At 35.2% G+C, this 23204-nt stretch carries 21 protein-coding genes and 1 tRNA gene; 19 read left to right on the top strand and 3 right to left on the bottom strand.

The window, feature by feature from the left end; genetic code table 11:
• Positions 1-185 precede the first annotated feature (185 nt).
• Both HMPREF1208_RS02720 and HMPREF1208_RS02725 read right to left on the bottom strand, forming a co-directional pair.
• Positions 186-259: transfer RNA gene (locus tag HMPREF1208_RS02720), tRNA-Arg, on the bottom strand.
• Between the two features lie 297 nt (positions 260-556).
• The gene (locus HMPREF1208_RS02725) at positions 557-1861 is read right to left on the bottom strand and encodes a TrkH family potassium uptake protein (RefSeq protein ID WP_016424816.1); all 1305 of its coding nucleotides are present in this window, start codon (positions 1859-1861) and stop codon (positions 557-559) included.
• A gap of 633 nt (positions 1862-2494) precedes the next feature.
• Here HMPREF1208_RS02725 and HMPREF1208_RS02730 point away from each other — a divergent pair.
• Positions 2495-3181: a YjjG family noncanonical pyrimidine nucleotidase gene (locus tag HMPREF1208_RS02730; protein WP_016424817.1), complete on the top strand. Its 687-nt coding sequence runs from the start codon at positions 2495-2497 to the stop codon at positions 3179-3181.
• A gap of 255 nt (positions 3182-3436) precedes the next feature.
• On the opposite strand, the gene HMPREF1208_RS02735 is transcribed toward HMPREF1208_RS02730, so the two are convergent.
• Positions 3437-3892, bottom strand: coding sequence for an N-acetyltransferase (locus tag HMPREF1208_RS02735; RefSeq protein WP_016424818.1), 456 nt, complete (start codon positions 3890-3892; stop codon positions 3437-3439).
• Between the two features lie 133 nt (positions 3893-4025).
• On the opposite strand from HMPREF1208_RS02735, the gene bshC reads away from it, so the two are divergent.
• The 18 genes from bshC to HMPREF1208_RS02825 all read left to right on the top strand — a co-directional run bounded on the left by bshC (position 4026) and on the right by HMPREF1208_RS02825 (position 23200).
• Entirely contained in the window at positions 4026-5639 is a 1614-nt protein-coding gene (gene bshC, locus HMPREF1208_RS02740; protein WP_016424819.1) for a bacillithiol biosynthesis cysteine-adding enzyme BshC, read from the top strand.
• A 145-nt stretch (positions 5640-5784) separates the two neighbouring features.
• On the top strand, positions 5785-6216 hold the full coding sequence (gene mraZ / locus HMPREF1208_RS02745; RefSeq protein WP_016424820.1) for a division/cell wall cluster transcriptional repressor MraZ: 432 nt from the start codon (positions 5785-5787) through the stop codon (positions 6214-6216).
• Positions 6217-6231: 15 nt separating this feature from the next.
• Positions 6232-7167 carry a 16S rRNA (cytosine(1402)-N(4))-methyltransferase RsmH gene (gene rsmH, locus HMPREF1208_RS02750; protein WP_016424821.1) on the top strand — a complete coding sequence of 312 codons (936 nt, stop codon included), beginning with the start codon at positions 6232-6234 and terminating at the stop codon, positions 7165-7167.
• A gap of 15 nt (positions 7168-7182) precedes the next feature.
• The gene (ftsL, locus tag HMPREF1208_RS02755) at positions 7183-7587 is read left to right on the top strand and encodes a cell division protein FtsL (protein WP_016424822.1); all 405 of its coding nucleotides are present in this window, start codon (positions 7183-7185) and stop codon (positions 7585-7587) included.
• Positions 7568-9718: a penicillin-binding protein gene (locus HMPREF1208_RS02760; protein ID WP_037559101.1), complete on the top strand. Its 2151-nt coding sequence runs from the start codon at positions 7568-7570 to the stop codon at positions 9716-9718. The genes ftsL and HMPREF1208_RS02760 overlap by 20 nt, the downstream gene beginning before the upstream one ends.
• A 186-nt stretch (positions 9719-9904) precedes the next feature.
• The gene (gene mraY, locus HMPREF1208_RS02765; protein ID WP_016424824.1) at positions 9905-10870 is read left to right on the top strand and encodes a phospho-N-acetylmuramoyl-pentapeptide-transferase; all 966 of its coding nucleotides are present in this window, start codon (positions 9905-9907) and stop codon (positions 10868-10870) included.
• The gene (murD, locus tag HMPREF1208_RS02770) at positions 10871-12220 is read left to right on the top strand and encodes a UDP-N-acetylmuramoyl-L-alanine--D-glutamate ligase (protein WP_016424825.1); all 1350 of its coding nucleotides are present in this window, start codon (positions 10871-10873) and stop codon (positions 12218-12220) included.
• A 15-nt stretch (positions 12221-12235) separates the two neighbouring features.
• Positions 12236-13183: a cell division protein FtsQ/DivIB gene (locus HMPREF1208_RS02775; RefSeq protein WP_016424826.1), complete on the top strand. Its 948-nt coding sequence runs from the start codon at positions 12236-12238 to the stop codon at positions 13181-13183.
• Positions 13184-13521: 338 nt separating this feature from the next.
• Positions 13522-14922, top strand: coding sequence for a cell division protein FtsA (gene ftsA, locus HMPREF1208_RS02780; protein ID WP_016424827.1), 1401 nt, complete (start codon positions 13522-13524; stop codon positions 14920-14922).
• A 29-nt stretch (positions 14923-14951) separates the two neighbouring features.
• The gene (gene ftsZ / locus HMPREF1208_RS02785) at positions 14952-16121 is read left to right on the top strand and encodes a cell division protein FtsZ (protein ID WP_016424828.1); all 1170 of its coding nucleotides are present in this window, start codon (positions 14952-14954) and stop codon (positions 16119-16121) included.
• 140 nt (positions 16122-16261) lie between these two features.
• The gene (gene pgeF / locus HMPREF1208_RS02790; protein ID WP_016424829.1) at positions 16262-17074 is read left to right on the top strand and encodes a peptidoglycan editing factor PgeF; all 813 of its coding nucleotides are present in this window, start codon (positions 16262-16264) and stop codon (positions 17072-17074) included.
• Complete coding sequence (locus tag HMPREF1208_RS02795) at positions 17075-17749, top strand: YggS family pyridoxal phosphate-dependent enzyme (protein WP_016424830.1); 675 nt, start codon at positions 17075-17077, stop codon at positions 17747-17749.
• 5 nt (positions 17750-17754) lie between these two features.
• Complete coding sequence (locus HMPREF1208_RS02800; protein ID WP_016424831.1) at positions 17755-18321, top strand: cell division protein SepF; 567 nt, start codon at positions 17755-17757, stop codon at positions 18319-18321.
• A gap of 11 nt (positions 18322-18332) precedes the next feature.
• A complete protein-coding gene (locus tag HMPREF1208_RS02805) occupies positions 18333-18623 on the top strand; it encodes a YggT family protein (RefSeq protein WP_016424832.1) in 291 nt (96 codons plus the stop codon).
• A gap of 640 nt (positions 18624-19263) precedes the next feature.
• Positions 19264-20097: a MurR/RpiR family transcriptional regulator gene (locus tag HMPREF1208_RS02810; protein ID WP_016424833.1), complete on the top strand. Its 834-nt coding sequence runs from the start codon at positions 19264-19266 to the stop codon at positions 20095-20097.
• 132 nt (positions 20098-20229) lie between these two features.
• Positions 20230-21147 carry a dihydrodipicolinate synthase family protein gene (locus HMPREF1208_RS02815; protein WP_016424834.1) on the top strand — a complete coding sequence of 306 codons (918 nt, stop codon included), beginning with the start codon at positions 20230-20232 and terminating at the stop codon, positions 21145-21147.
• A 41-nt stretch (positions 21148-21188) separates the two neighbouring features.
• Positions 21189-22730, top strand: a complete 1542-nt coding sequence (locus HMPREF1208_RS02820) for a sodium:solute symporter (protein ID WP_016424835.1) — start codon at positions 21189-21191, stop codon at positions 22728-22730.
• A 20-nt stretch (positions 22731-22750) separates the two neighbouring features.
• Positions 22751-23200 (top strand): YhcH/YjgK/YiaL family protein, encoded by a 450-nt coding sequence (locus HMPREF1208_RS02825; protein ID WP_016424836.1) that lies wholly within the window; start codon positions 22751-22753, stop codon positions 23198-23200.
• Positions 23201-23204 lie beyond the last annotated feature (4 nt).

The following is a 23204-nucleotide window of genomic DNA, read 5'->3' on the forward strand; positions in this document are numbered from 1 at the left end:
GCGCGAACGTTGGTATAGATAAGGTGGGGTTAACAATTAAACAATAAATATTACCGGATGATTTTTTGTGATCGGATAATAATAAAAACTATACCGGCGACAGACGGGGTAATTAAGCAATAATACAATTTTGACACGCGCAAAACAAAAACCCTCTAACAACAATAGTTAGAGGGTTTAATTAGCGTCCTGGGAGGGATTCGAACCCCCGACCGATGGCTTAGAAGGCCATTGCTCTATCCAGCTGAGCTACCAGGACATTTTTAACACAAGATTAATTATAACGAACAATTTGTGATAAATCAATATTGTCTTCAAATCTTTTATATACAATTAACACGATATACAAAATATTACAATATAAATTTGTCGGTATATATTAGAATCCTAAACAAGAACAATACGAGGCGATTTTAAACAATAAAATTTGAGTTTTCATATTAATTTTAATTTGTAAACCAACTTTAAAATAAAAAGACAGTTGCTGACGGAAATATACGTTAGTTTTAAAATCTAGCGTAATCTTTGTCAGTAACTGCCAAATTAGAAAGAAGTATCACAAGTATAAGTGACTTTTTGCGTAATGGAATGTTTCTCTTGTTCTATGTTGCAAGAGTCCTAATAGTGTAAGCACACCTACTTTACCTACAATCATTGTCATTATAATAAGCAACTTAGCGACTGTGCCATATTCCGTCGAAATACCTGTAGACAAACCGACTGTACCGAATGCAGAGATGACTTCAAAGGCAATCGCTTCAAATTGTAAGTTAGGTTGTGCGACTGAAAAGCAAAAGATAATCATAATCACGAACATCATAGCTGTTAACGTAATCGCAACCGCTTTTTGAATTTGTTTTTGATCAATAGAACGGCGGAATAAATGTGTGTGGCGGTGACCGTTCAACGATGTGATGACATATAAAATCACAAGTGCGAATGTCGTGACTTTTATCCCACCGGCTGCACTGATAGGTCCAGCACCAATAAACATTAAAATCATCGTCAACATTAATGTACCTGGCGCGAGATGTGAAAAATCAATGGTATTAAAGCCTGCTGTTCTCGTACTTACAGATTGAAAGAACGATGCTAGAAGTTGTTGTGAAAACGACATCCCTTTAAAAGCGTGTGCGTATTCTAAGACAAAGTAACCTAATGTACCAACAACAATTAATATAAATGTGACAAAAAGAGTGACTTTTGTATGAAGCTGCAATCTTTTAAGTTGATGCGTTGTAACAATATCGAATAAAACGATATAGCCGATACCGCCTAAAATAATTAACATCGCTACCATCAAATTAACGACGGGATCATGAGCGTAAGCAATTAAGTTATCACTAAAAAGTGAAAATCCTGCATTATTCAGCGCAGAGACAGAGGTAAAAACGCTAATAAAAAGGCCATAAGACCAACCATATTCAGGCACAAATACAGTTGAAAGTACGAGTGCACCTATTGTTTCGAAACTGATTGTGAATATGAAAATAAATTTAGAAAAATCTGTGACATTTAATGATTCATCAATATTTAACTCCAATTTGAAAAGCTGATTATTTCGATAACTAATGCGTTTTTGAGATATAATTAATGCCAATATTGAAACTGCGACAATCCCCATACCACCAATTTGAATAAGGAGCATGATGATTGTTTCTCCCAAAACGTTAAACTGGGATGTAATATCGACTGTTGATAAACCCGTAACTGTAAAAGCACTCGTTGCTACGTACAATGCGTCAATAAAAGAAATGGGCTTTTTACCCGTCCACGGTAAATAGAGAAGGATGCTTCCTATGAGTGTGGTAGTTAAAAATAATGTGAGATATATTTGAATTGGTTGTTTTTTACTATACATCAATAAAGCCTCAGTTCTTTTTTGGTTATAATAACACGTTATCTTGAAAAAACAAATTTCTACTTTTTTGAACAACAAAATAAAGTAGGAAGCTAATGCACTCGAGAAAAGTGCGTCTATCCTCCTACTTTATCATAAAAAGTTAATATTGAGATAATAGAAAAATTATTTTTTTCCAAACGTGTCAACTAAACCTTTGATTAAATTGATAATACCTAAAATAACATTTGCCCAAGTCATAGGAATGACCTCCTTTGATGTATTTGTACATTTATTATAATGTCTGAATCTTAGAAAAAGTGCATTATTTCCTACTTTATTGTTTTTTAGACTTAAACGTCATTAAATGTGTCGAAATGTTGACAGTTAGGGCGCTATTTCATACAGATACGCAAAAAGTGGTTAATGAAGCATTCGATGGGGTCAATCACTTTTGTTTCACTCTTCAACTTAATTCAGCCTCTCAGTAGAACCATCAATATAATACAAATAAGCATTTCGGTAATGTATTGTAATTATTCATAAGTGCATCATTGACAACGGCTGCTTCGATTGTACATTATATTTGTGTTTCAATAGATTGCTATTTTTGGTAAACTTGTGTGCATATTAAGAATAAATGGAGTGGAAAAAATGAGCTATAAAGTGATTTTATTCGACTTTGATGATACATTGGTGGATTTTCATGATGCCGAAGTCAAAGCTTATGCGCATTTAATGTCAACCTATAGAGTACCCAAAGCGATGCAAGATTATGAAGGCTTTAAAAAAATCAACCAAGCCCATTGGGAAGCTTTTCAACGCGGCGAGTTAACGAGACAAGAAGTGTTAAGTCATCGTTTTGTAGAAACTTTTTCAACATACCAAATGGAGGTGGATGGCCACGAAGCGGACGTTACTTTTCGTGATGGCCTCGCTTTAGCACCTATCAAATGGTTAGATGGTATAGAGCACCTGTTAGATCAATTAAAACATAGATACGAAATCGCAATTGTCACAAACGGTGTGACGGATACTCAAAAACGTCGTATTGCGAAAACGGATTTAAAATCCTTTATAGCAAATATTTTTATATCGGATGAAATTGGTGCACAAAAGCCGCGTGTTGAATTTTTTGACTCGGTTTTCAACGTTTATAAGGATTATCAAAAAAGTGATTTTTTAATTATCGGTGATTCTTTAACTTCAGATATTCAAGGCGGTATCAACGCAGGGATTGATACATGTTGGTACAATCATCGCCAGTTAGACAACAATACAGCAATTGAACCGACATATACAATCGAACACATCTGTGATTTAACCCGAATTCTGAAATAGCGGATAAATCATAAAGAGTGGACGGACTGTCTTATCAGATACTGTCCTTTATGATTTTGAGTCTATACATAGGTAAAGAGGATTCGATTCGAAACTCCGGGTGAAGATCACCAGTACATTTAGATTTGATGTTAAATAAAAAAAGAGTAGGGCGGAAATCAATGTCATTTCGTCGTCCTACTCCAATATGCGACGTGTGAAGATAATAGCACGTCGTTTTTTATGATTTGATTTATATTTTTGTCGCTACATGAATTATGATTTAGTTTGAGGTTCCCAAACTAAAATATCATGGCCATCATCATTTTTAGCATTTAAATCTTTAAAACCATTTTTGACAAAGAAGTCTTTTGATTCAAATCTCGCAATTGCTTTAATAGGTAATTGAAATGATTTTGCATAATCAATTAATGCAGAACCATAACCTTTATCTTGATATTTTTTTAAAACTTCAAGCTTCCAAACGACAAGATAATCTTCATAATCAGGGAAATACGTTTCTTCAACTTCACCTTTACGATATAAAGCCATCCTTGCGCCTATTTTCTCACCAACATAAATGCCGTAAAATGGTGATTTTGAACTTGCATCAATCATTTCCCCATGTAGTTCATTCACCATATACAAATCTTTGTTACCAAAATTCTGACGAAAGTCCTCAAAAAGTTCCTCAGTTTTATAGTTAATATCGAGGTGTTCAACTTTAGTCATGTGATAACCCCCCTTTGTTTATATTAATTTAATTATAACTTATTTATTTTAATTTTTGAAGCAAGCCGTAAGATTGTCAGATATTGATTGAACCTTTATACTGTTATGGAATACTGTTTAAGGAGAAATGAGCATGGATTGTTTAAGTATTTCAGTTAATGAGAGGGATCAATTTATACAGCGCATCATGAAGCAAGATAACGATGTGCTGAAATTTTATGATTATGATCCAACTGAAGGGGAGAGTTTTGAGCGGCGAATGCAAGCCCCTAATAATGGAAGGGAAAAGGCAATTGCTAAAGTAATTCGCAACTATATGTCTGATTTGGTTTTATCCGATGCTCAAGCACGTACATTAAAAGCACTAGAAGCGGGTGCGAAAGTGGTGATTGGTGGTCAACAGGCGGGATTATTTACTGGCCCATTATATACTTTCCATAAAATCATTTCTATTGTAGTAAAAGCAAATGAACTCGAAAATATGTATGGAGAAGCTGTTGTTCCAGTGTTTTGGATTGCCGGTGAAGATCACGATTTTGATGAAGTGAATCATACTTATGTCATGCAGGAACGTACAGGTCACTTACAGAAAGTGAAATATCATACAATGGCACCACCAGAATCGAATGTATCTAGATATGTACCTGACAAAGATGCTTTGAAAGACGCATTACGTGTTTATTTTGAAGTTTTGCCTGAAACAAAGCATTCCAAATCACTTTATCAAAATCTCTTGCAGTGGATTGATGAAGCGACAAACTGGACGACGTTATTTAAAAAGATGATTCATGCGTGTTTTAAGTCTACAGGCTTGCTTTTAATCGATGCACAATTTGAGCCGTTAAGAGAGTTAGAAAAACCACTTCTCCAGTCAATTATTAAAAATCATCAAAAATTGGATGATGCTTTTAGATCACAACAAAAAGAAACTGTGGCCAATGGTTTATCACCGATGATTCAAACAGATACGAATGTTCATATGTTTATCCATTATGAGGATCAACGTCAAATGATAAAGTATGAAAATGGGGCGTTTCGTTTGAGTAAGTCTGATGTGACATTTGATGAAGCGACATTATTAGCTGAAATTGATAAAAATCCAAGCTTGTTTTCAAATAATGTTGTGACACGTCCTTTGACGGAAGAATGGCTTTTCAACACGGTTGCGTTTATTGGTGGCCCGAGTGAAATTAAATATTGGGCTGAACTGCAAAAAGTTTTTCATGAAATGGACATTGAAATGCCGATTGTATTACCTCGAATGCGCATGACTTATCTTTCACCAAAAGTTGAAAAATTATTGGAAACATATAGATTGGATTTAGGCGAGGTCATTACAGAAGGTACAGCATCAGCGAAAGCACGCTTTATACGCGCACAAGCTTCAGATGAAGTTTTAAACGAAATTGCACGTATGCGTGAACAGCAAATCGAATTCTATGAGAAATTAGACGCCATAGTTGGGGAATCAGAAGACAATCATAAGTTGTTAAAGAAAAACCATCAAATTCATACACATCAATATGACTATTTGAAAACACGTTATTTAAAAAATATTGAGCGAGAAAATGAGATTAGCATGCGTCATTTTCAAATTTTGTCTCAAACACTCCATCCAATGGGGGGGTTACAAGAACGTGTTTGGAATCCCCTCCAATTATTGAATCAATTTGGGATAGATATGTTCACATCCTCCACCTTCCCTCCACTTCACTACACATTTGAGCAAATCGTTATAAAAACATGATAGTATCAAGCTTTTGACAGTGGTTCGATTGAGTCGAACCACTGTTTTTTTATGTCGAATTTGATAAATTTTGGAGATTTTTACAGAATTAGTGGAGGATAGTGGGGAGATGTGGTAAATTATATTTAAGGTGAGGTGAGATAAAATGTTCATGGGCGAATATGAAAATAAATTGGACACTAAAGGCCGTATGATTGTTCCATCTAAATTTCGTTATGACTTAAATGAACGTTTTATTATCACTAGAGGCCTTGATAAGTGTTTATTCGGTTACACACTTGAAGAATGGCAAACCATTGAAGAAAAAATGAAAGCCTTACCTATGACTAAACGAGACGCACGTAAATTTATGCGTATGTTCTTCTCTGGTGCGATTGAAGTGGAAATTGATAAACAAGGGAGAATTAATATCCCAGCAAAATTAAGAGAGTATGCAAATCTTGATAAAGAGTGTACGGTCATCGGTGTTTCAAATCGTATTGAAATATGGGACCGAGATACTTGGAATGCTTTCTATGATGAATCTGAAGAAAGTTTTGAAGAAATTGCAGAAGACTTAATCGATTTTGATTTTTAAATTGGAGGGTTTGCAGTGTTTCACCACATCAGCGTGTTATTAAAAGAAACAGTAGATCAACTAAATATTAAAGAAAATGGCATCTATGTTGATTGCACGTTAGGTGGCGCAGGGCACTCGCAATATCTCTTGAGCCAGTTATCAGATGAAGGTCGTTTAATTGCGATTGATCAAGATATCACGGCAATTCAACATGCAAAAGAAAAATTACAGCAAGACATTCACAAAGTAACTTTTGTACATAATAATTTTAGAAATTTAGCACAAATTTTAGCGGATTTGAATATTGAAAAAGTAGATGGGATTCTTTATGATCTTGGCGTTTCAAGTCCTCAACTCGATATACCCGAACGTGGGTTTAGCTACCAACATAATGCAAAACTTGATATGAGAATGGATCAATCGCAATCTCTTTCCGCCTACGAAGTTGTCAACACATGGTCTTACGAAGCGTTAGTGAAGATCTTTTTTCGTTATGGGGAAGAAAAATTTTCAAAGCAAATCGCAAGAAAAATTGAAAGCAAACGTGAACAAAGGCCGATTGAAACAACTTTTGACCTTGTTGATTGCATTAAAGAAGGTATTCCTGCAAAAGCAAGGCGAAAAGGGGGGCACCCAGCGAAACGTGTTTTTCAAGCGATTCGTATTGTAGTAAATGATGAACTGTCAGCATTTGAAGACTCGTTAGAACAAGCAATTGAGCATGTTAAAGTGAACGGTCGCATTTCAGTCATTACATTCCATTCATTAGAAGATCGATTATGTAAACAAATATTTCAAGAATATGAAAAAGGGCCAGAAGTACCGCGTGGGCTTCCGGTAATCCCAGACGCCTATACGCCTAAGCTCAAACGAGTCAATAGAAAACCTATAGTAGCAAGTGACGTAGATTTAGAGGATAACAATCGAGCGAGAAGTGCCAAACTTCGAGTGGCAGAAATTTTAAAATAGAGAGGCGAGAGAGATATGGCTGTAGAAAGAATTTATGATGCTTATCAACCACAAGTTGAAGAACAACCCAAATTAAGACCGCAAAAAAAGCAAGTGACACATAAACAAACAGTTACAAAGAAAGTTACCGTTAAATTAACACGCTTTGAAAAAATGTTATACATAGCACTTATTACAATCATTGCCGCTATTAGTATCTATATGCTATCTTTAAAAATGGATGCTTACGATACAAGAGGCAAAATTGCAGATTTAGATCAAAAAATTGAGAAACAATCCAGTCAAAATAGCGCATTAAAGTCAGAAACTATGAAAAATGCTTCGTATCAACGCATCTATGAAAAAGCCGAAAAACAAGGTATGAGTTTAAAGAACGACAATATAAAGGTAGTGCGTAAAGATGGCGAAACGAAAAATTAAGATTAAAAAAAATAAGCTAGGAGCAGTCCTCCTGATGAGTTTTTTCGGGCTGCTCTTTTTTCTATTGATTTTAAGATATAGTTTTATTATGTTAACCGGCCATTCGTCTGGTGAAGATTTAATTGTACGCGCCAATGAAAAATATTTAGCCCATTTAGATCAGGATGCCGAACGAGGCAAGATTTATGACCGAAATAACAAAGTGCTTGCAGAAGATGTCGATAGATTTAGATTAGCGGCTGTTTTGGATAAAAGAGCGAGTAAAGACTCTAAAAAGCCAAGACATGTAGTTGATAAGAAGAAAACAGCAAAAGTTCTCGCTAAAGTCATTGATATGCCTGAAAAAGAAATTGAAAAACGACTTAATACTAAAAAAGCATTCCAAGTTGAATTTGGACGCGCAGGGCAAAACTTAACGTATCATGATAAAGAAATCATTGAGAAAGCCAATTTGCCGGGCATTACGTTATATCCTGAAGTTCAACGATTTTATCCGAATGGTAACTTTGCCTCACATTTAGTAGGGATGGCCCAGAAGGACCCAGATACAGGTGAGTTAAAAGGTGCACTTGGTGTAGAGAAAATTTTTGATAGCTATTTATCAGGTAAAAAAGGCCACTCTTCTTTTACAAAAGATATTTGGGGTTATATTATTCCAAACTCAAAAAATGAAGTTGCACCTAAACGTGGTGATGATGTGCATTTGACAATTGATTCAAATATTCAAGTGTTTGTCGAAGAAGCACTTGATGATATGGTCAAACATTATGCCCCGAAAGATGTGTTTGCTGTCGTTATGGATGCTAAAACAGGAGAAATTTTAGCTTATAGTCAAAGACCTACCTTTAATCCAGATACAGGTGAAGATTTTGGAAAGAAATGGGCAAATGATTTATATCAAAATACGTATGAACCGGGTTCTACATTTAAAAGTTTTGGTTTAGCAGCAGCAATTCAAGAAGGAAAGTTTAAACCAAATGATAAGTATGAATCAGGATACAGAGATATTGAAGGCTCTCGTATTTATGACTGGAACAAAAAAGGGTGGGGCAAAATTAATATGAGTTTAGGTTTTACATACTCATCTAACACACTCATGATGACACTTCAAGATCTTGTTGGTGCTGATAAAATGCAGTCTTGGTACGAAAAATTTGGTTTTGGAAAATCCACAGGTAGTTTATTTGATGGTGAACAAAAAGGGAATATTGCTTGGGAAAATAAATTGATGCAAAAAACATCTGCGTTCGGTCAATCAACAACAGTGACACCTGCGCAAATGTTGCAAGCCCAATCCGCATTTTTTAACAAAGGTGAAATGTTGCGCCCTTATTTTATTCAGTCCATTATGAACCCAGTTTCTAATCAAACATTTTTTGAAGGTAAACGTGAGGTAGCGGGTAAACCGATTACGCCTGAAACTGCGAAAAAAGTGGATAAACAATTGGATGAAGTTGTGAACAGCGAAGATAGTCACGCTAAAAACTATCGTATCGATGGTTATCGTATCGGCGGTAAAACAGGGACTGCCCAAGTTGCCGATCCGGATAATGGCGGTTATGTCAAAGGGCCTAACCCATACTTTGTAAGCTTTATGGGACACGCACCAAGCAACAATCCACGCGTCGTTGTTTATGCCGGTATGAGTCTCGCTCAAAAAAATGACCAAGAAGCGTACGAAATGGGTGTCAGCAAGGCTTTTAATCCAATCATGAAACACACGTTACAATATTTAAATGTTGATAACAACGAAGTGAATGATAAATCAACAATTAATAGTGTGCCAAAAGTTAAAAATAGTACCGTGCAACGTGCCGAAGACGAAATTAAAGGTAAAAAATTGAATCCAGTCGTTATCGGTAATGGAGAGAAGGTGGTTAACCAAAGTCCTTCATCAAGCACAAAACTATTACCTAACAGTCATGTATTACTGATGACAGATGGCGATATGACAATGCCAGATATGACAGGTTGGACACGTGATGATATTGTTGCATTTGAGTCATTAACAGGTATTGAAGTCAAAGTTAAAGGTAGCGGATTTGTAAAAACACAATCTCAGTCTCCGCAATCTGCAATTGATAAGAAAAGCAAAATTGAAGTTACGCTTGAGTCTGAAAATACAGAATAGCTGAATGGAAGGACTATCATTCTTGAACAAGGCGTGCATTGGGGTGAGGAGAGGACAAAGGCTTGATATCCTCTCCTTCATGTCCGCCTTATAAAATAAGTTTGTATCGATTAGTTAAATGAAGGAAGAACAACATCTTTTAAACAAATGAATGTAAAAAATGAATGAAAGATAGAGGAGAATAATATGGGAATTTTCAGCGCAATCATCGCATTTATCATTACTGCAGTTTTAGTTCCAATACTCATACCAACTTTAAAGAGGATGAAATTTGGACAAAGTATTCGTGAAGAAGGTCCTCAAAGTCACATGAAGAAAACAGGTACACCAACGATGGGTGGATTAACATTTTTAATTGGTGCAATTGTTACAACGATTATTGCAAGTGTATTTGTAGAACCAGCAAGTCCGTTGCTGTTACTGCTCTTTGTCACAATTGGTTTTGGCTTAATTGGCTTTATTGACGACTATATCATTGTAGTGAAGAAAAACAATCAAGGTTTAACAAGTAAACAGAAGTTTTTAGCGCAAATTGCTATCGCAGTTATATTTTTTGTCGTGGCAAAAGTGTTTAATGCATTTGACTTCTCAACTAATCTGAATTTACCTTTCACTGATATCAGTATTCCTTTATCGTATGCCTATGTTATATTTATCATTTTTTGGCAAGTTGGTTTTTCTAATGCAGTAAATCTAACTGACGGCTTAGATGGATTAGCGACAGGTCTTTCTATTATTGGATTTACAATTTACGCAATTATGAGTTTCGTATTAGAGCAACCTTCAATTGGTGTATTTTGTATGATTATGGTAGCCGCGCTTGCAGGCTTTTTACCTTATAATATTAACCCTGCAAAAGTGTTTATGGGAGATACAGGAAGCTTGGCATTAGGTGGTATTTTCGCGACGATTTCAATTATGTTGAATCAAGAATTATCACTTTTATTAGTCGGATTTGTTTTTGTCATTGAAACTTTATCAGTAATGATACAAGTGACATCTTTTAAATTAACAGGTAAACGTATATTTAAAATGAGTCCACTTCATCATCACTTTGAACTAGTTGGTTGGAGCGAATGGAAAGTCGTTACTGTATTTTGGTCAGTAGGTTTAATTACAGGCTTAATTGGCTTGTGGATTGGAGTGAGTTAATTGATTAACTATACAGGGCTAAAGGGTAAAAAAGTACTTGTTATTGGGTTAGCAAAAAGTGGCTACGAAGCTGCTAAGTTATTACATCGTCTTGGTGCAGAGGTCACGGTTAATGACGGAAATGACGTTTCGCAAGATGCGCATGCTAGAGATTTAGAAAATATGGGGATTAATGTCGTGAGTGGTTCGCATCCACTGGCCTTATTAGATGAAGCCCCAATTATTTTTAAAAACCCGGGAATACCGTACACAGTCCCAATTATACAAGAAGCACAAAAACAAGGATTGAAGGTCTTAACAGAAGTTGAATTAAGTTATTTAATTTCTGAAGCGCCGATTATTGGGATTACGGGAACAAACGGAAAAACAACGGTCACTTCGTTGATTGGTGACATGTTTAGTAAAAGTAGAGAAAATGGCAGACTAGCAGGAAATATTGGCTATGTTGCCTCAAAAGTCGCTCAAGAAGTACGTGCAGATGAATATCTCGTTACAGAGCTGTCCTCATTTCAATTGTTAGGTATTGAGCATTACCGCCCGCATATTGCGATTATTACAAATATTTACTCAGCACATCTCGATTTTCATGAAAATCTTGAAAATTATCAAAATGCTAAAAAGCGTATTTTTCAGAACCAAACTGAAAGTGACTATTTGATTTTCAATTATCATCAACGCCATTTAATCGATGTCTCACAAGTTAAAGCAAAAATTTTATATTTTTCTACACAACATGAAGTCGAAGGCATTTATGTAAAAGATCAATATATTGTCTATTATGGCGTTCGTATTATTCATTTGGATGACATCGTATTGCCAGGTGAACACAACCTTGAAAATATTTTAGCGGCTGTTATGGCTGCGATATTAGCAGGTGTTTCAGTAAGTGCGATTATTCAGTCATTAACTACATTTTCAGGCATCGAACACCGCTTGCAGTATATTGGTAATAATAAAACGAATAAATATTACAATGACTCTAAAGCAACAAATACGTTAGCGACTCAATTTGCGTTAAATTCATTTAAGCAACCTATTATTTGGTTGTGTGGTGGTTTAGACCGAGGCAATGACTTTGATGATTTAATTCCTTATATGACGAATGTTAGAGTTATGGTAACCTTTGGTGAAACGCAAGAAAAGTTTGTTAAACTAGGAGAGAGTCAAGGTAAATACGTAATCCGAGCAGTAGATGTCACAGATGCAGTTGCTAAAGTGCAAGATATTATTGAGCCAAACGATGTTGTATTATTATCACCAGCATGTGCAAGTTGGGATCAATATGATACTTTCGAACAGCGCGGTGAGAACTTTATTAAGGCGTTTCGTGAACATTTGCCATCACATTAAAGGATGTGACGTTGTATGACGGAAAATAAGGTACCAAGAATCGATAATGAATATTTAAAAGAAAAGCGTAAGAAACAATTGGTAAAACGACGACGTAGGCAACGGTACATCGTTATTGTTTTACTCATTGTAGTCATACTGATTCTCTTATATATGTTTACACCGATAAGTAAAATTAAAGATGCTGAAATACATGGAAATCATTATATTTCTGATCAAGAAATCATAAAAGCACTAAAAATTGATAATCACCCAAGAATTTATGCTTATGCTGCGAGTGACGCAGAACAAAGAATTGAAAAAGAAGATTTAGTCGATAGCGTTTCTATTCATAAAGGTTTGTTTAATCATTTAACAGTTGATGTTAAAGAACATGAAATTATTGGTGTAACTTCTGAGAAATCTAAAACGGTGCCTATTATTGAAAGTGGCAAAGTGTTAAAAGATTTTAAAGGAGAAATACCGAACGAAGCCCCATACTTGGAAGGATTCAAAGGCGATGACAAAACAGATATCATTACAGCGCTTCACAAAATGGATCGCACAACACGGGGACAAATTTCAGAAATTGTAAGTACACCGCAAAAAAATCAGCCAGATTTGATTAAACTTTATATGAGAGATGGCATTGAAGTGGTTGGTAAGATTAAAACCATAGCCGATAAACTCAAATATTATCCAAGTATGTCCCAAGCGTTAGAAAAAGATGAATCGGGTCATTTGAAAAAATCTGGATTTATAGATTTATCGGTTGGTGCTACATTTATTCCTTATGAAAATGTTAAAAATGAAAAAGGCAGTTCGGCGAGTGCGAAAGAAGTTCAAAGTGGCACAGCAATTGAAGACGAAGCAAAAGACGATTTACAAAAAGCGTTGAATAAAATTAAAGATGATAAAGACGACAAAGACAACAAAGATAACAATGATAATAAGGAAACAAAAGACAACCAAAAGGATTCCTAAGCAAGATTAAATAGAGCGATGATTTGAATTGGAATTGTTGAATCAGCCTTTTTCAATTCAATCATTTGATGTCGTCATTGACTCAAAAATGAGAATCAACTTGTAGTCATTTGTACGATTTGATACGAGGATTTGGATGAATTTAATTCAAAGTATGCTTGCGACTTCATTTTCTTAAAAAAATGAAGTGCAATATTTGAATTATTTTTTTGAAACCTACTACTAAAGTCTTAGGAAAAAGTTGAAAATCCAATGTGTTTATAGTTCACATTGATAGTTTGTTATTGTACACTTATAATAGTGTAATTATGTAAAGAAATGTCAGGAGGTGCCTATCTATGGAAGAGCATTATTATGTTAGTGTAGATATCGGCTCATCAAGCGTGAAAGCGATTGTTGGTGAAAAATTTCATAACGGAATTAATGTGATAGGTACAGGGCAGACCTATACGAGTGGTATTAAAAATGGTTTGATTGATGATTTTGATATTGCAAAACAAGCGATTAAAGACACAATTAAGAAAGCATCAATAGCATCAAGCGTTGATATTAAAGAAGTTTTTTTAAAGTTACCCATTGTAAGTACAGAAGTTTTTGATGAAACAAACAAAATTGAGTTTCACAAAGATACAGAAATTAATGGGACACATATTGAAGAAGTACTCGACGGTATTCGTGAGAAAAATGCCGAGCCTGGAACGGATGTCATTAATACGTTCCCAATTCGATTTATTGTTGATGATGACAATGAAGTTTCTGATCCAAAAGAACTTGTCGCACGTCATTCACTTCAAGTGGATGCTGGTGTCATCGCGATCAATAGATCCATTTTAATTAATACGATTAAATGTGTTGAATCTTGTGGCGTAGATGTTTTAGATGTCTATTCAGATTCACTCAACTATCGTTCGGTTTTAACACCTACTGAGCGTGAACTTGGTGCATGCGTCATCGATATCGGTGAAGATCTTACACAAATTGCATTTTATGAACGCGGTGAATTAGTCGATGCAGATGTCGTCTTTAAGGCGGGACGTCGCATTACAGAAGACATCGCAAAATTTTTAAACACTACATATGAAACAGCTGAGAAGATTAAGCAACAATATGGACATGCATTTTATGATTCAGCTTCAGATCAAGATGTATTCAGTGTTGAACAGCTTGATTCTGATGAACCTGCACAATTCACTCAAAAAGAATTGAGTGATGCGATTGAAGCACGTGTAGAAGAAATATTCTTTGATGTTTTTGATATTTTAGCAGAATTAGGGTTAAACAAAGTAAATGGTGGTTTTGTCGTAACAGGTGGCTCTGCCAATTTACTAGGTGTAAAAGAATTACTACAAGATATGGTCAGCGAAAAAGTGCGTATTCATACACCGTCACAAATGGGAGTAAGAAAACCAGAATTTTCTTCAGCAATTTCGACAATTTCTAGTAGTATTGCTTTCGATGAGTTATTAGATTATGTTACAATAAGTAATCATGATAATGAAGAAATTGAAGAAGAGATTATTGAAAGCGATTCAAAACGACAAGAACCTAAAGTAGGTGGATTTGAATCATTTTTCAAGAAAAAATCGAAAAAACAACCACAAGAAACTTCAAAATCAGAACATGTTGAAGAAGATACTTCGGTAGAGGTATTTGAAGACGATGTAGACCGAAATGAACAAGCGCAACCAAAACAAGAAGAGAGCAAGTTTAAAAAGATAATGAAATCACTGTTTGATTGATTGGCTACAAAGATTAGGAGGAAATTTAAATGTTAGAATTTGAACAAGGATTTAATCATTTAGCGACACTTAAAGTCATCGGTGTCGGCGGTGGCGGTAACAACGCTGTGAATCGAATGATTGACCACGGTATGAACAACGTTGAATTTATTGCAATTAACACGGATGGACAAGCTTTAAACTTATCTAAAGCAGAATCTAAAATCCAAATTGGTGAAAAACTTACACGTGGCTTAGGTGCAGGTGCAAACCCTGAAATCGGTAAAAAAGCTGCCGAAGAGTCAAGAGAACAAATTGAAGATGCCATTCAAGGTGCAGATATGGTGTTTGTTACTGCCGGTATGGGTGGTGGTACTGGAACAGGTGCTGCGCCAGTTGTAGCCAAAATCGCTAAAGAAATGGGTGCATTAACAGTCGGTGTTGTAACGCGTCCATTTGGCTTTGAAGGCCGTAAGCGTCAAACACAAGCAGCTGCTGGTGTTGAAGCAATGAAAGCAGCAGTTGATACATTAATCGTTATTCCAAACGATCGTTTATTAGATATCGTTGATAAGTCTACACCAATGATGGAAGCATTCAAAGAAGCAGATAACGTATTACGTCAAGGTGTTCAAGGTATTTCTGACTTAATCGCTGTATCTGGTGAAGTTAACCTTGACTTTGCAGACGTTAAAACAATTATGTCTAACCAAGGTTCAGCATTGATGGGTATCGGTGTGTCATCAGGTGAAAACAGAGCAGTAGAAGCTGCTAAAAAAGCGATTTCTTCTCCATTACTTGAGACTTCAATCGTAGGTGCGCAAGGTGTGTTAATGAATATCACTGGTGGCGAATCATTATCATTATTTGAAGCACAAGAAGCTGCTGATATTGTTCAAGATGCAGCAGATGAAGATGTTAACATGATCTTCGGTACAGTGATTAACCCTGAGCTTCAAGATGAAATTGTAGTAACAGTGATTGCGACTGGTTTTGAAGATAAACCATCATCTCATGCACGTAAACAAGGTCATTCTGGTTTTGGTGCAAGTGCATCACAAACTGCGCCAAAAGAATCAAGTTTCGGTGGCCACAATGCACCAGCAACTTCTCAAGAAAAAGAAGTTGAAAGCGGACGTAGTCATACAACAGCGGACGATGATATTCCAAGCTTCATTCGTAACAGAGAAGAAAGACGTTCAAGAAGAACACGTCGTTAATTGTGTATACGTTGATATATGAAATACACTTAAATGTGTAGTGAACTGCTAGGACAATTGTCATTTCTTCATTGTCCTAGCTTTTTTAATGGCATCTTAATTTAAAGCGCTTTACATTTATTCATAAAGGAGTGATTTTTATGGATTTATTCGTTGAAAAACCGCATCATCTCAGTTATCAGCCTAGTTTAGGACATGGTGTTCATATTGGTATAACAACACGACAAGGTGGTTTAAGTGCTTATCCTTCTGATGCCTTTAACATGGCAAGATATGTTGAAGACAAAGATGAAAATATTACAAAGCATCAAGAAATATTAGGTCAAGAAATAGGGTATTCCCCAGAAAATTGGGTTTTTCCAATTCAAACGCATGAAGCTAAAGTAGTTGAAGTATCAAAAGAGGATCGAGGTAAAAATATAGAAACATTATCGAATGATGTATTATTCGGTGTGGATGGGTTATATACGTATGATACAGATACGGTTTTAACCATGTGCTTTGCAGACTGTGTGCCTATTTATTTTTACAGTCCAAAACATCATTATATTGCGCTAGCACACGCTGGATGGCGTGGGACAGTAGCAACAATCGTGCACCGTGTACTAGATCAGTTTCCTTTTGATTATAAAGATATTTATGTGGTGATTGGCCCTGCGACATCGAATAGTTATGAGATTAACGATGATATATTGAAAAAATTTCAAAATTTGCCTATCCCAATTGAGGCATATGTTGAGACGAGAGATACAGACAGACACGGTATCGATTTGAAATATGCCAATCAATTGTTATGTGAGTATTATGGCGTTCCTAAAGAAAATATATATCGCACCGATTATTCGACATCCGAAGACTTAGAGCGTTTCTTTTCGTATCGCGTAGAAAAAGGGAATACGGGAAGAATGTTAGCATTTATTGGCCAATCATCGAATGAAAGAAGGTATGAATAAATGTCAGTAAAATCGAATTTAGAGGAAATTCAACAAGAGATACGAGAGCACGCACATCAGAGAGACGATGAAACATTACCAAACGTGATTGCAGTGACGAAATATGTTACAATAGAGCGAGCTATAGAAGCATATGAAGCTGGTCTTCGGCACTTTGGTGAAAATCGTATTGAAGGCTTTTTGGAAAAGAAAGCAGCATTACCTGATGATGTAAAAATGCATTTTATCGGTTCGTTACAATCACGTAAAGTGAAAGATGTCATCGATGAAATAGACTATTTACATGCATTAGATCGCCAAAGTTTAGCCAAAGAGATTAGCAAACGTGCACATCATGAAATTAAATGCTTTGTCCAAGTGAATGTCTCTGGCGAAACGTCGAAACATGGTATTTCGCTTGATGAAGTCATTCCATTTATTGAAATGTTAAAAGACTATCGTTATATTCATGTTGTCGGACTAATGACAATGGCACCTTATACTGACGATACAGCATACTTAAAATCAATTTTTGAAAAACTTAAAATTAAACGCGATGAAGTCCAAGCAATGAATCTAACACATGCGCCATGTACCGAGTTATCAATGGGTATGAGCAATGATTTTCATATTGCTACGGAAGCAGGTGCGACATTTGTGAGAATTGGAACGCGTCTAGTAGGAAAAGAGGAGTGAATCCATTGGCTATTAAAGATCTGTTTAACGGTTTTTTCTCAATTGAAGAAGAAGATGATGATGAATTCATTGAAGAAGAAGAGCGTCGTCAAGAACGTGAGCAGCAATCACAAAATGCACAGCAACCGGCAAAACAGCAAAGTGAGAGACCTCGTGCAATTCAATCTGTGCCTAATAAACGACAAACTACGCGTATGAAGTCTTCTCAAAATGATAAGCAATACCAAGTTGCACAAAAACAAGAGCAAGGGAATGTGGTGAGTATGAATCAAGCCCAAGAGAATTATCAAAGCGGTAATTCAAAAATGTGTTTATTTGAACCACGCGTATTTTCAGATACACAGGATATTGCAGACGAGTTGAAAAACCGTCGTGCAACACTTGTTAATCTTCAACGCATTGACCCAGTATCGGCAAAACGTATTATAGACTTCTTAAGTGGTACAGTTTATGCTATCGGAGGAGATATACAACGTGTGGGTGCAGATATTTTTCTATGTACACCTGACAATGTCGAAGTTGCAGGTAGTATTACAGATCATATCGAATCCATGGGAAATCATTATGAATAAGGGAGAATTCTATGAGTATACAGTTAATCACGACAATCTTTAATTTTCTTTTATTTTTGGTCGAAGCTTATACGTTTGGTATGATTATTTATATTTTCATGTCTTGGCTTCCAGGCGCACGTGAAAGTGTCGTAGGTCGCTTCATGGCTAAAATATATGAGCCTTTTTTAGAACCATTTAGAAGAATTATACCGCCACTCGGTTTTATCGATATATCACCGATTGTCGCATTTATCGTACTGAATTTATTTCAACGTGGACTTCAATCCATTTTTAATTTAATCATTAATCATTTTTATTAATATGAGTGTACCGACAAGGTCGTATGTCTCATGAAGAATAAATGTACAGTGTTTCAATTTACTGAGATTGTCGATGATCTCGTTTCTTTCGACATGTGTCAGAAGTGCGTTGTATAAATCACATATCATTAATTCAATATATTGTTTAGGCGTTTCTCAATGGCGTATTGAGAAACGTTTTTGACATTTTAAGAAAAAATGAAGAGCATAATTTTCTCGTAATGAGATAATCAAGACATTTTAGATTATCATTAGCCATTTACCATTAATCAGTATTACGCTATCGGACAGATAAGCTTAACTCAAGTGATATATAAGACGTTGAACAGAAATCCAGCTGATTTCGTAGTTCAACGTCTTATTTAGTTTGTGCGTTTGATCATGAATTGAAGGGTGGGAACGACACTTTTGCTATCAATGATATTTGGCACCATTATCGCACTTCAATTTGTTATTGCGTTAGAATGCTAATGGGTTCAATTATTTGTGAAAGAAAACAAATATTAAAAATAGAATGACATGTTATCGTCTTTTACGCTTATTTCTGAAACATGTTTCTAAATTGAATGTAGCATTGAAAAACAGAACAAGCTTTACTAAAATAATAATTGTAAACGTTTACATTAAGTGAGGTCTTAACATGAGATTATACAAAGAGCTCGTTCCAATGATCGAATCCAATTTAGATAATATGACTCACAGTGAAAAAACAGTAGCCAAATATTTTTTAAATCAAACCTCTGTTGAAGATTTATCGACGGATGCTTTTTGTCACAAACTTCATGTATCTAAAGCAACATTAACCCGTTTTTCTAAAAAATGTGGATTTAAAGGATTTAGAGAATTCATTTTTCATTATAAAGAAATGCTACGTGAAAAAAGAGGATTGCTTGCATATAAAGATTTAACACAAAAGGTCTTATTTGATTATGAGGAAATGCTACGCAAGAATTATTCTGTCATAGATGAAAGGAAGCTTGAAAGAATTACCACAATGATTGAATCTGCTGAGCGAGTTTATTTATACGGTAAAGGGAGCTCGGCACTAGCTTTAAAGGAGATGAAAATGAGGTTTATGCGTCTTGGAATCATTTGTGAAATGATTGAAGATGAAGATATGTTTATATGGAATAACCTGCTTGTTAATGAAAAGTGTCTAGTAATCGGTGCATCTATTTCAGGAAAAACCAAGACCGTTCTTGACGCTTTACAAACAGCAAAAGTCTATGGTGCCCATACGGTTTTAATGACAACAAGAAATATGAATAAAAGTGATTTTTGTTGTGACGAAATTTTACTTTTAGCTGCAGCCGACCATCTAGCATATGGAAATCGTATTTCACCACAACTTCCAATTTTATTGATGACTGATTGCTTATTTTCATATTATTTGGAAAATCCAGATCGCAAATACTACTTCGAACAAACGATTATTAATAAAGATACCGAATTTAAATTCAAAAAGGATGTTTAATAATGTCATGTTAAGGTTGGCCGCTTAAATCTTTATACATCATTTTAATGTTGTGAAAAATATAATTTTCTAATTGTTAGCCGCTTGTTTGCTTAAGTGAAAAGGGGTTCTAAAAAGAAGGGGGAATTAAAAATGAAAAGCATAGATAAATACAAAGGGATCATACCAGCTTTTTATGCGTGTTATGACTCAAATGGAGAAGTAAGTTTAGATAAGGTAAAAAGGCAAGTGCAATACTTTATTGATAAAGGTGTTAAAGGAATCTATGTCAATGGGTCTTCAGGAGAATGTATCTACCTTAATGTAGAAGAGCGTAAGTCAATTATCGAAGCAGTTATGGAAGTAGCTAAGGGCCAACTTACTGTAATCAATCATGTTGCATGTAATAACACGAGAGATAGCGTTGATTTAGCAAAGCACTCTGAAAAGTTAGGCGTAGATGCAATTGCTGCCATTCCACCTATTTATTTTAAATTACCAGAATATTCAATTAAAAATTATTGGAATACTATAAGTGATGCAGCGTCGAATACAGATTTTATTATTTATAACATTCCTCAACTCGCTGGTGTAGCACTTTCTACTCAATTGTATGATGAAATGCGTCAAAATCCAAAAGTCATTGGCGTGAAAAATTCATCGATACCTGTTCAAGATATTCAAAATTTCATAGCATCTGGCGGTGATAATTATATTGTATTTAATGGCCCGGATGAACAGTTCTTAGGTGGGCGAATGATGGGAGCAGAAGGGGGCATTGGAGGTACATATGGTGTAATGCCGGAATTATTTTTGAAATTGGATGCTTTAATTAAAGCACATCAATTCGAGCAAGCCCAAAAATTACAATTTGCAATAAATGAAATTATTGCAGTACTTGTTTCAGGTCACGGCAACATGTATGCCATTGCTAAAGAAGTACTTAGACTGAATGAAAAGCTTGATCTTGGTTCAGTTCGTGAGCCTTTAACACCATTAAATGATAGTGATAAAAGCTTAGCAGCTGATGCAGTTCAAAAAATTAATCATACAAGAAATGCCTTTATATAAAATAGAAAAATAAAGAAAGGCTTGTTAAGGGAGTGTTTACAGTGAATACTACAGGTTTTACAATTATTGACTTATTCGTTTTAATTGTTTATTTACTTGCCGTGCTTGTCGCTGGACTTTATTTTTCAAAAAAAGAAATGAAAGGTAAAGAATTTTTTAAAGGTGATGGTTCTGTACCTTGGTATGTTACATCAGTATCTATATTTGCCACAATGTTAAGTCCGATTTCCTTTTTAGGATTAGCTGGAAACTCATATGCAGGAAGTTGGATATTATGGTTTGCACAGCTTGGTATGCTTATTGCAATACCTTTAGCGATAAAATACGTGCTCCCTATTTTTGCGAGGATGGATATTGATACAGCTTACGATTATTTAGAAAGACGCTATGAAGCAAAATCATTACGTGTTATCTCTGCAATTCTTTTCATTATTTACCAATTAGGTCGTATCTCTATTATCATGTACCTTCCATCTGTTGGTTTAGCAACACTGACTGGAATAGATATCAATATTTTAATAATTCTTATGGGTGTTATAGCAATTATTTACTCATATACAGGTGGCTTAAAATCCGTTCTTTGGACTGATTTTATTCAAGGCGTTATTTTATCAGGCGGTGCTTTGATTGCATTATTTGTGTTGATTTACGATGTAGATGGAGGGATTGGTGCAATCACACAACAACTGGCACATGGGAAATTCATAGCACCAACAGAAAAGATATTTGATCCTAACATTTTATCAAGCTCGATTTTCTTAATTGTCGTTGGATCGGGATTAACAATTTTTTCTTCTTACGCATCTTCACAAGACTTAGTTCAACGTTTTACAACAACTCAAAGTATAAGCAAGTTAAATAAGATGCTTTTTACGAATGGCGCACTATCTCTCGGTATTGCAACAGTTTTTTATCTAATTGGTACAGGATTGTATGTCTTTTATAAAGTGCAAAATGTGAGTGAGGCAACAAATCAAATACCGCAAGATCAAATCTTTATGTACTTTATTGCTTATCAACTTCCTGTAGGTGTAACAGGTATTATTTTAGCTGCAATCTATGCGGCGGCTCAATCAACAATTTCGACCGGGTTAAATTCAGTTGCAACCTCTTGGACACTTGATATTCAAGATGTGATTTCAAAAGGAATGTCCGATAAACGTCGAACACGTATAGCACAAATTGTTTCATTATTAGTAGGTATTTTTTCTATTGTTGTTTCTATTATAATGGCACATTCAGATATCAAATCTGCTTATGAATGGTTTAATGGTTTTATGGGACTTGTACTTGGATTGTTAGGTGGTGTCTTTGTACTTGGATTCATAAGTAAAAAAGCTAACAAATACGGAGCTTATGCCGCTTTAATTGTATCAACTATTGTAATGGTTTGTATTAAATATGTTATCCCGCCAGAAGTGGTTAATTATTGGGCATATTCACTTATTTCTATTAGCGTTTCTTTTGTTTCTGGTTATACGGTTTCTATTTTAACTGGAAATAAAGTAAGTGCGCCTCAATATACAACGATTCACGATATCCCAGAAATCTTATCGGATGAGTCATGGGCGAAGCGTCACTAAAAGGATAAGGAGGATATAAAATGATTATTGCTGAAAGAGATGATTTTAAAAGATATGTAAGTCTAAATACACATTTTCAAAAAGTAGATGAATTTATAAATCAAACAGATTTAACACAGTTAGAAGAAGGACGAATCGAAATTGATGGTGATCGTGTATTTGCTAATTGTATGACGTATATCGCGGACGGTATACCCGGCAAACAATTTGAAAATCATAGAAAATATATCGATATTCATCTTGTTATTAACAACCTTGAAAAAATGGCAGTAACAGAACCGAAACATGCGAAATCGATTTCAAAATATGATGAAGAAAATGACTTTGAACTATTTGTTAGCGATACTTATCAGACGATTGAATTAACATCATCTAATCTTCTTGTCACTTTTGAAGAAGACTTGCACCAACCTAAATTGAATAAGAATAATCAACTTGTTAAAAAGTTAGTAATTAAAGTAAAAATATAAGGAG

It is taken from the genome of Staphylococcus sp. HGB0015 (genome assembly GCF_000411275.1).
In the GTDB taxonomy this organism is placed as follows: Bacteria; Bacillota; Bacilli; order Staphylococcales; family Staphylococcaceae; genus Staphylococcus; species Staphylococcus schleiferi.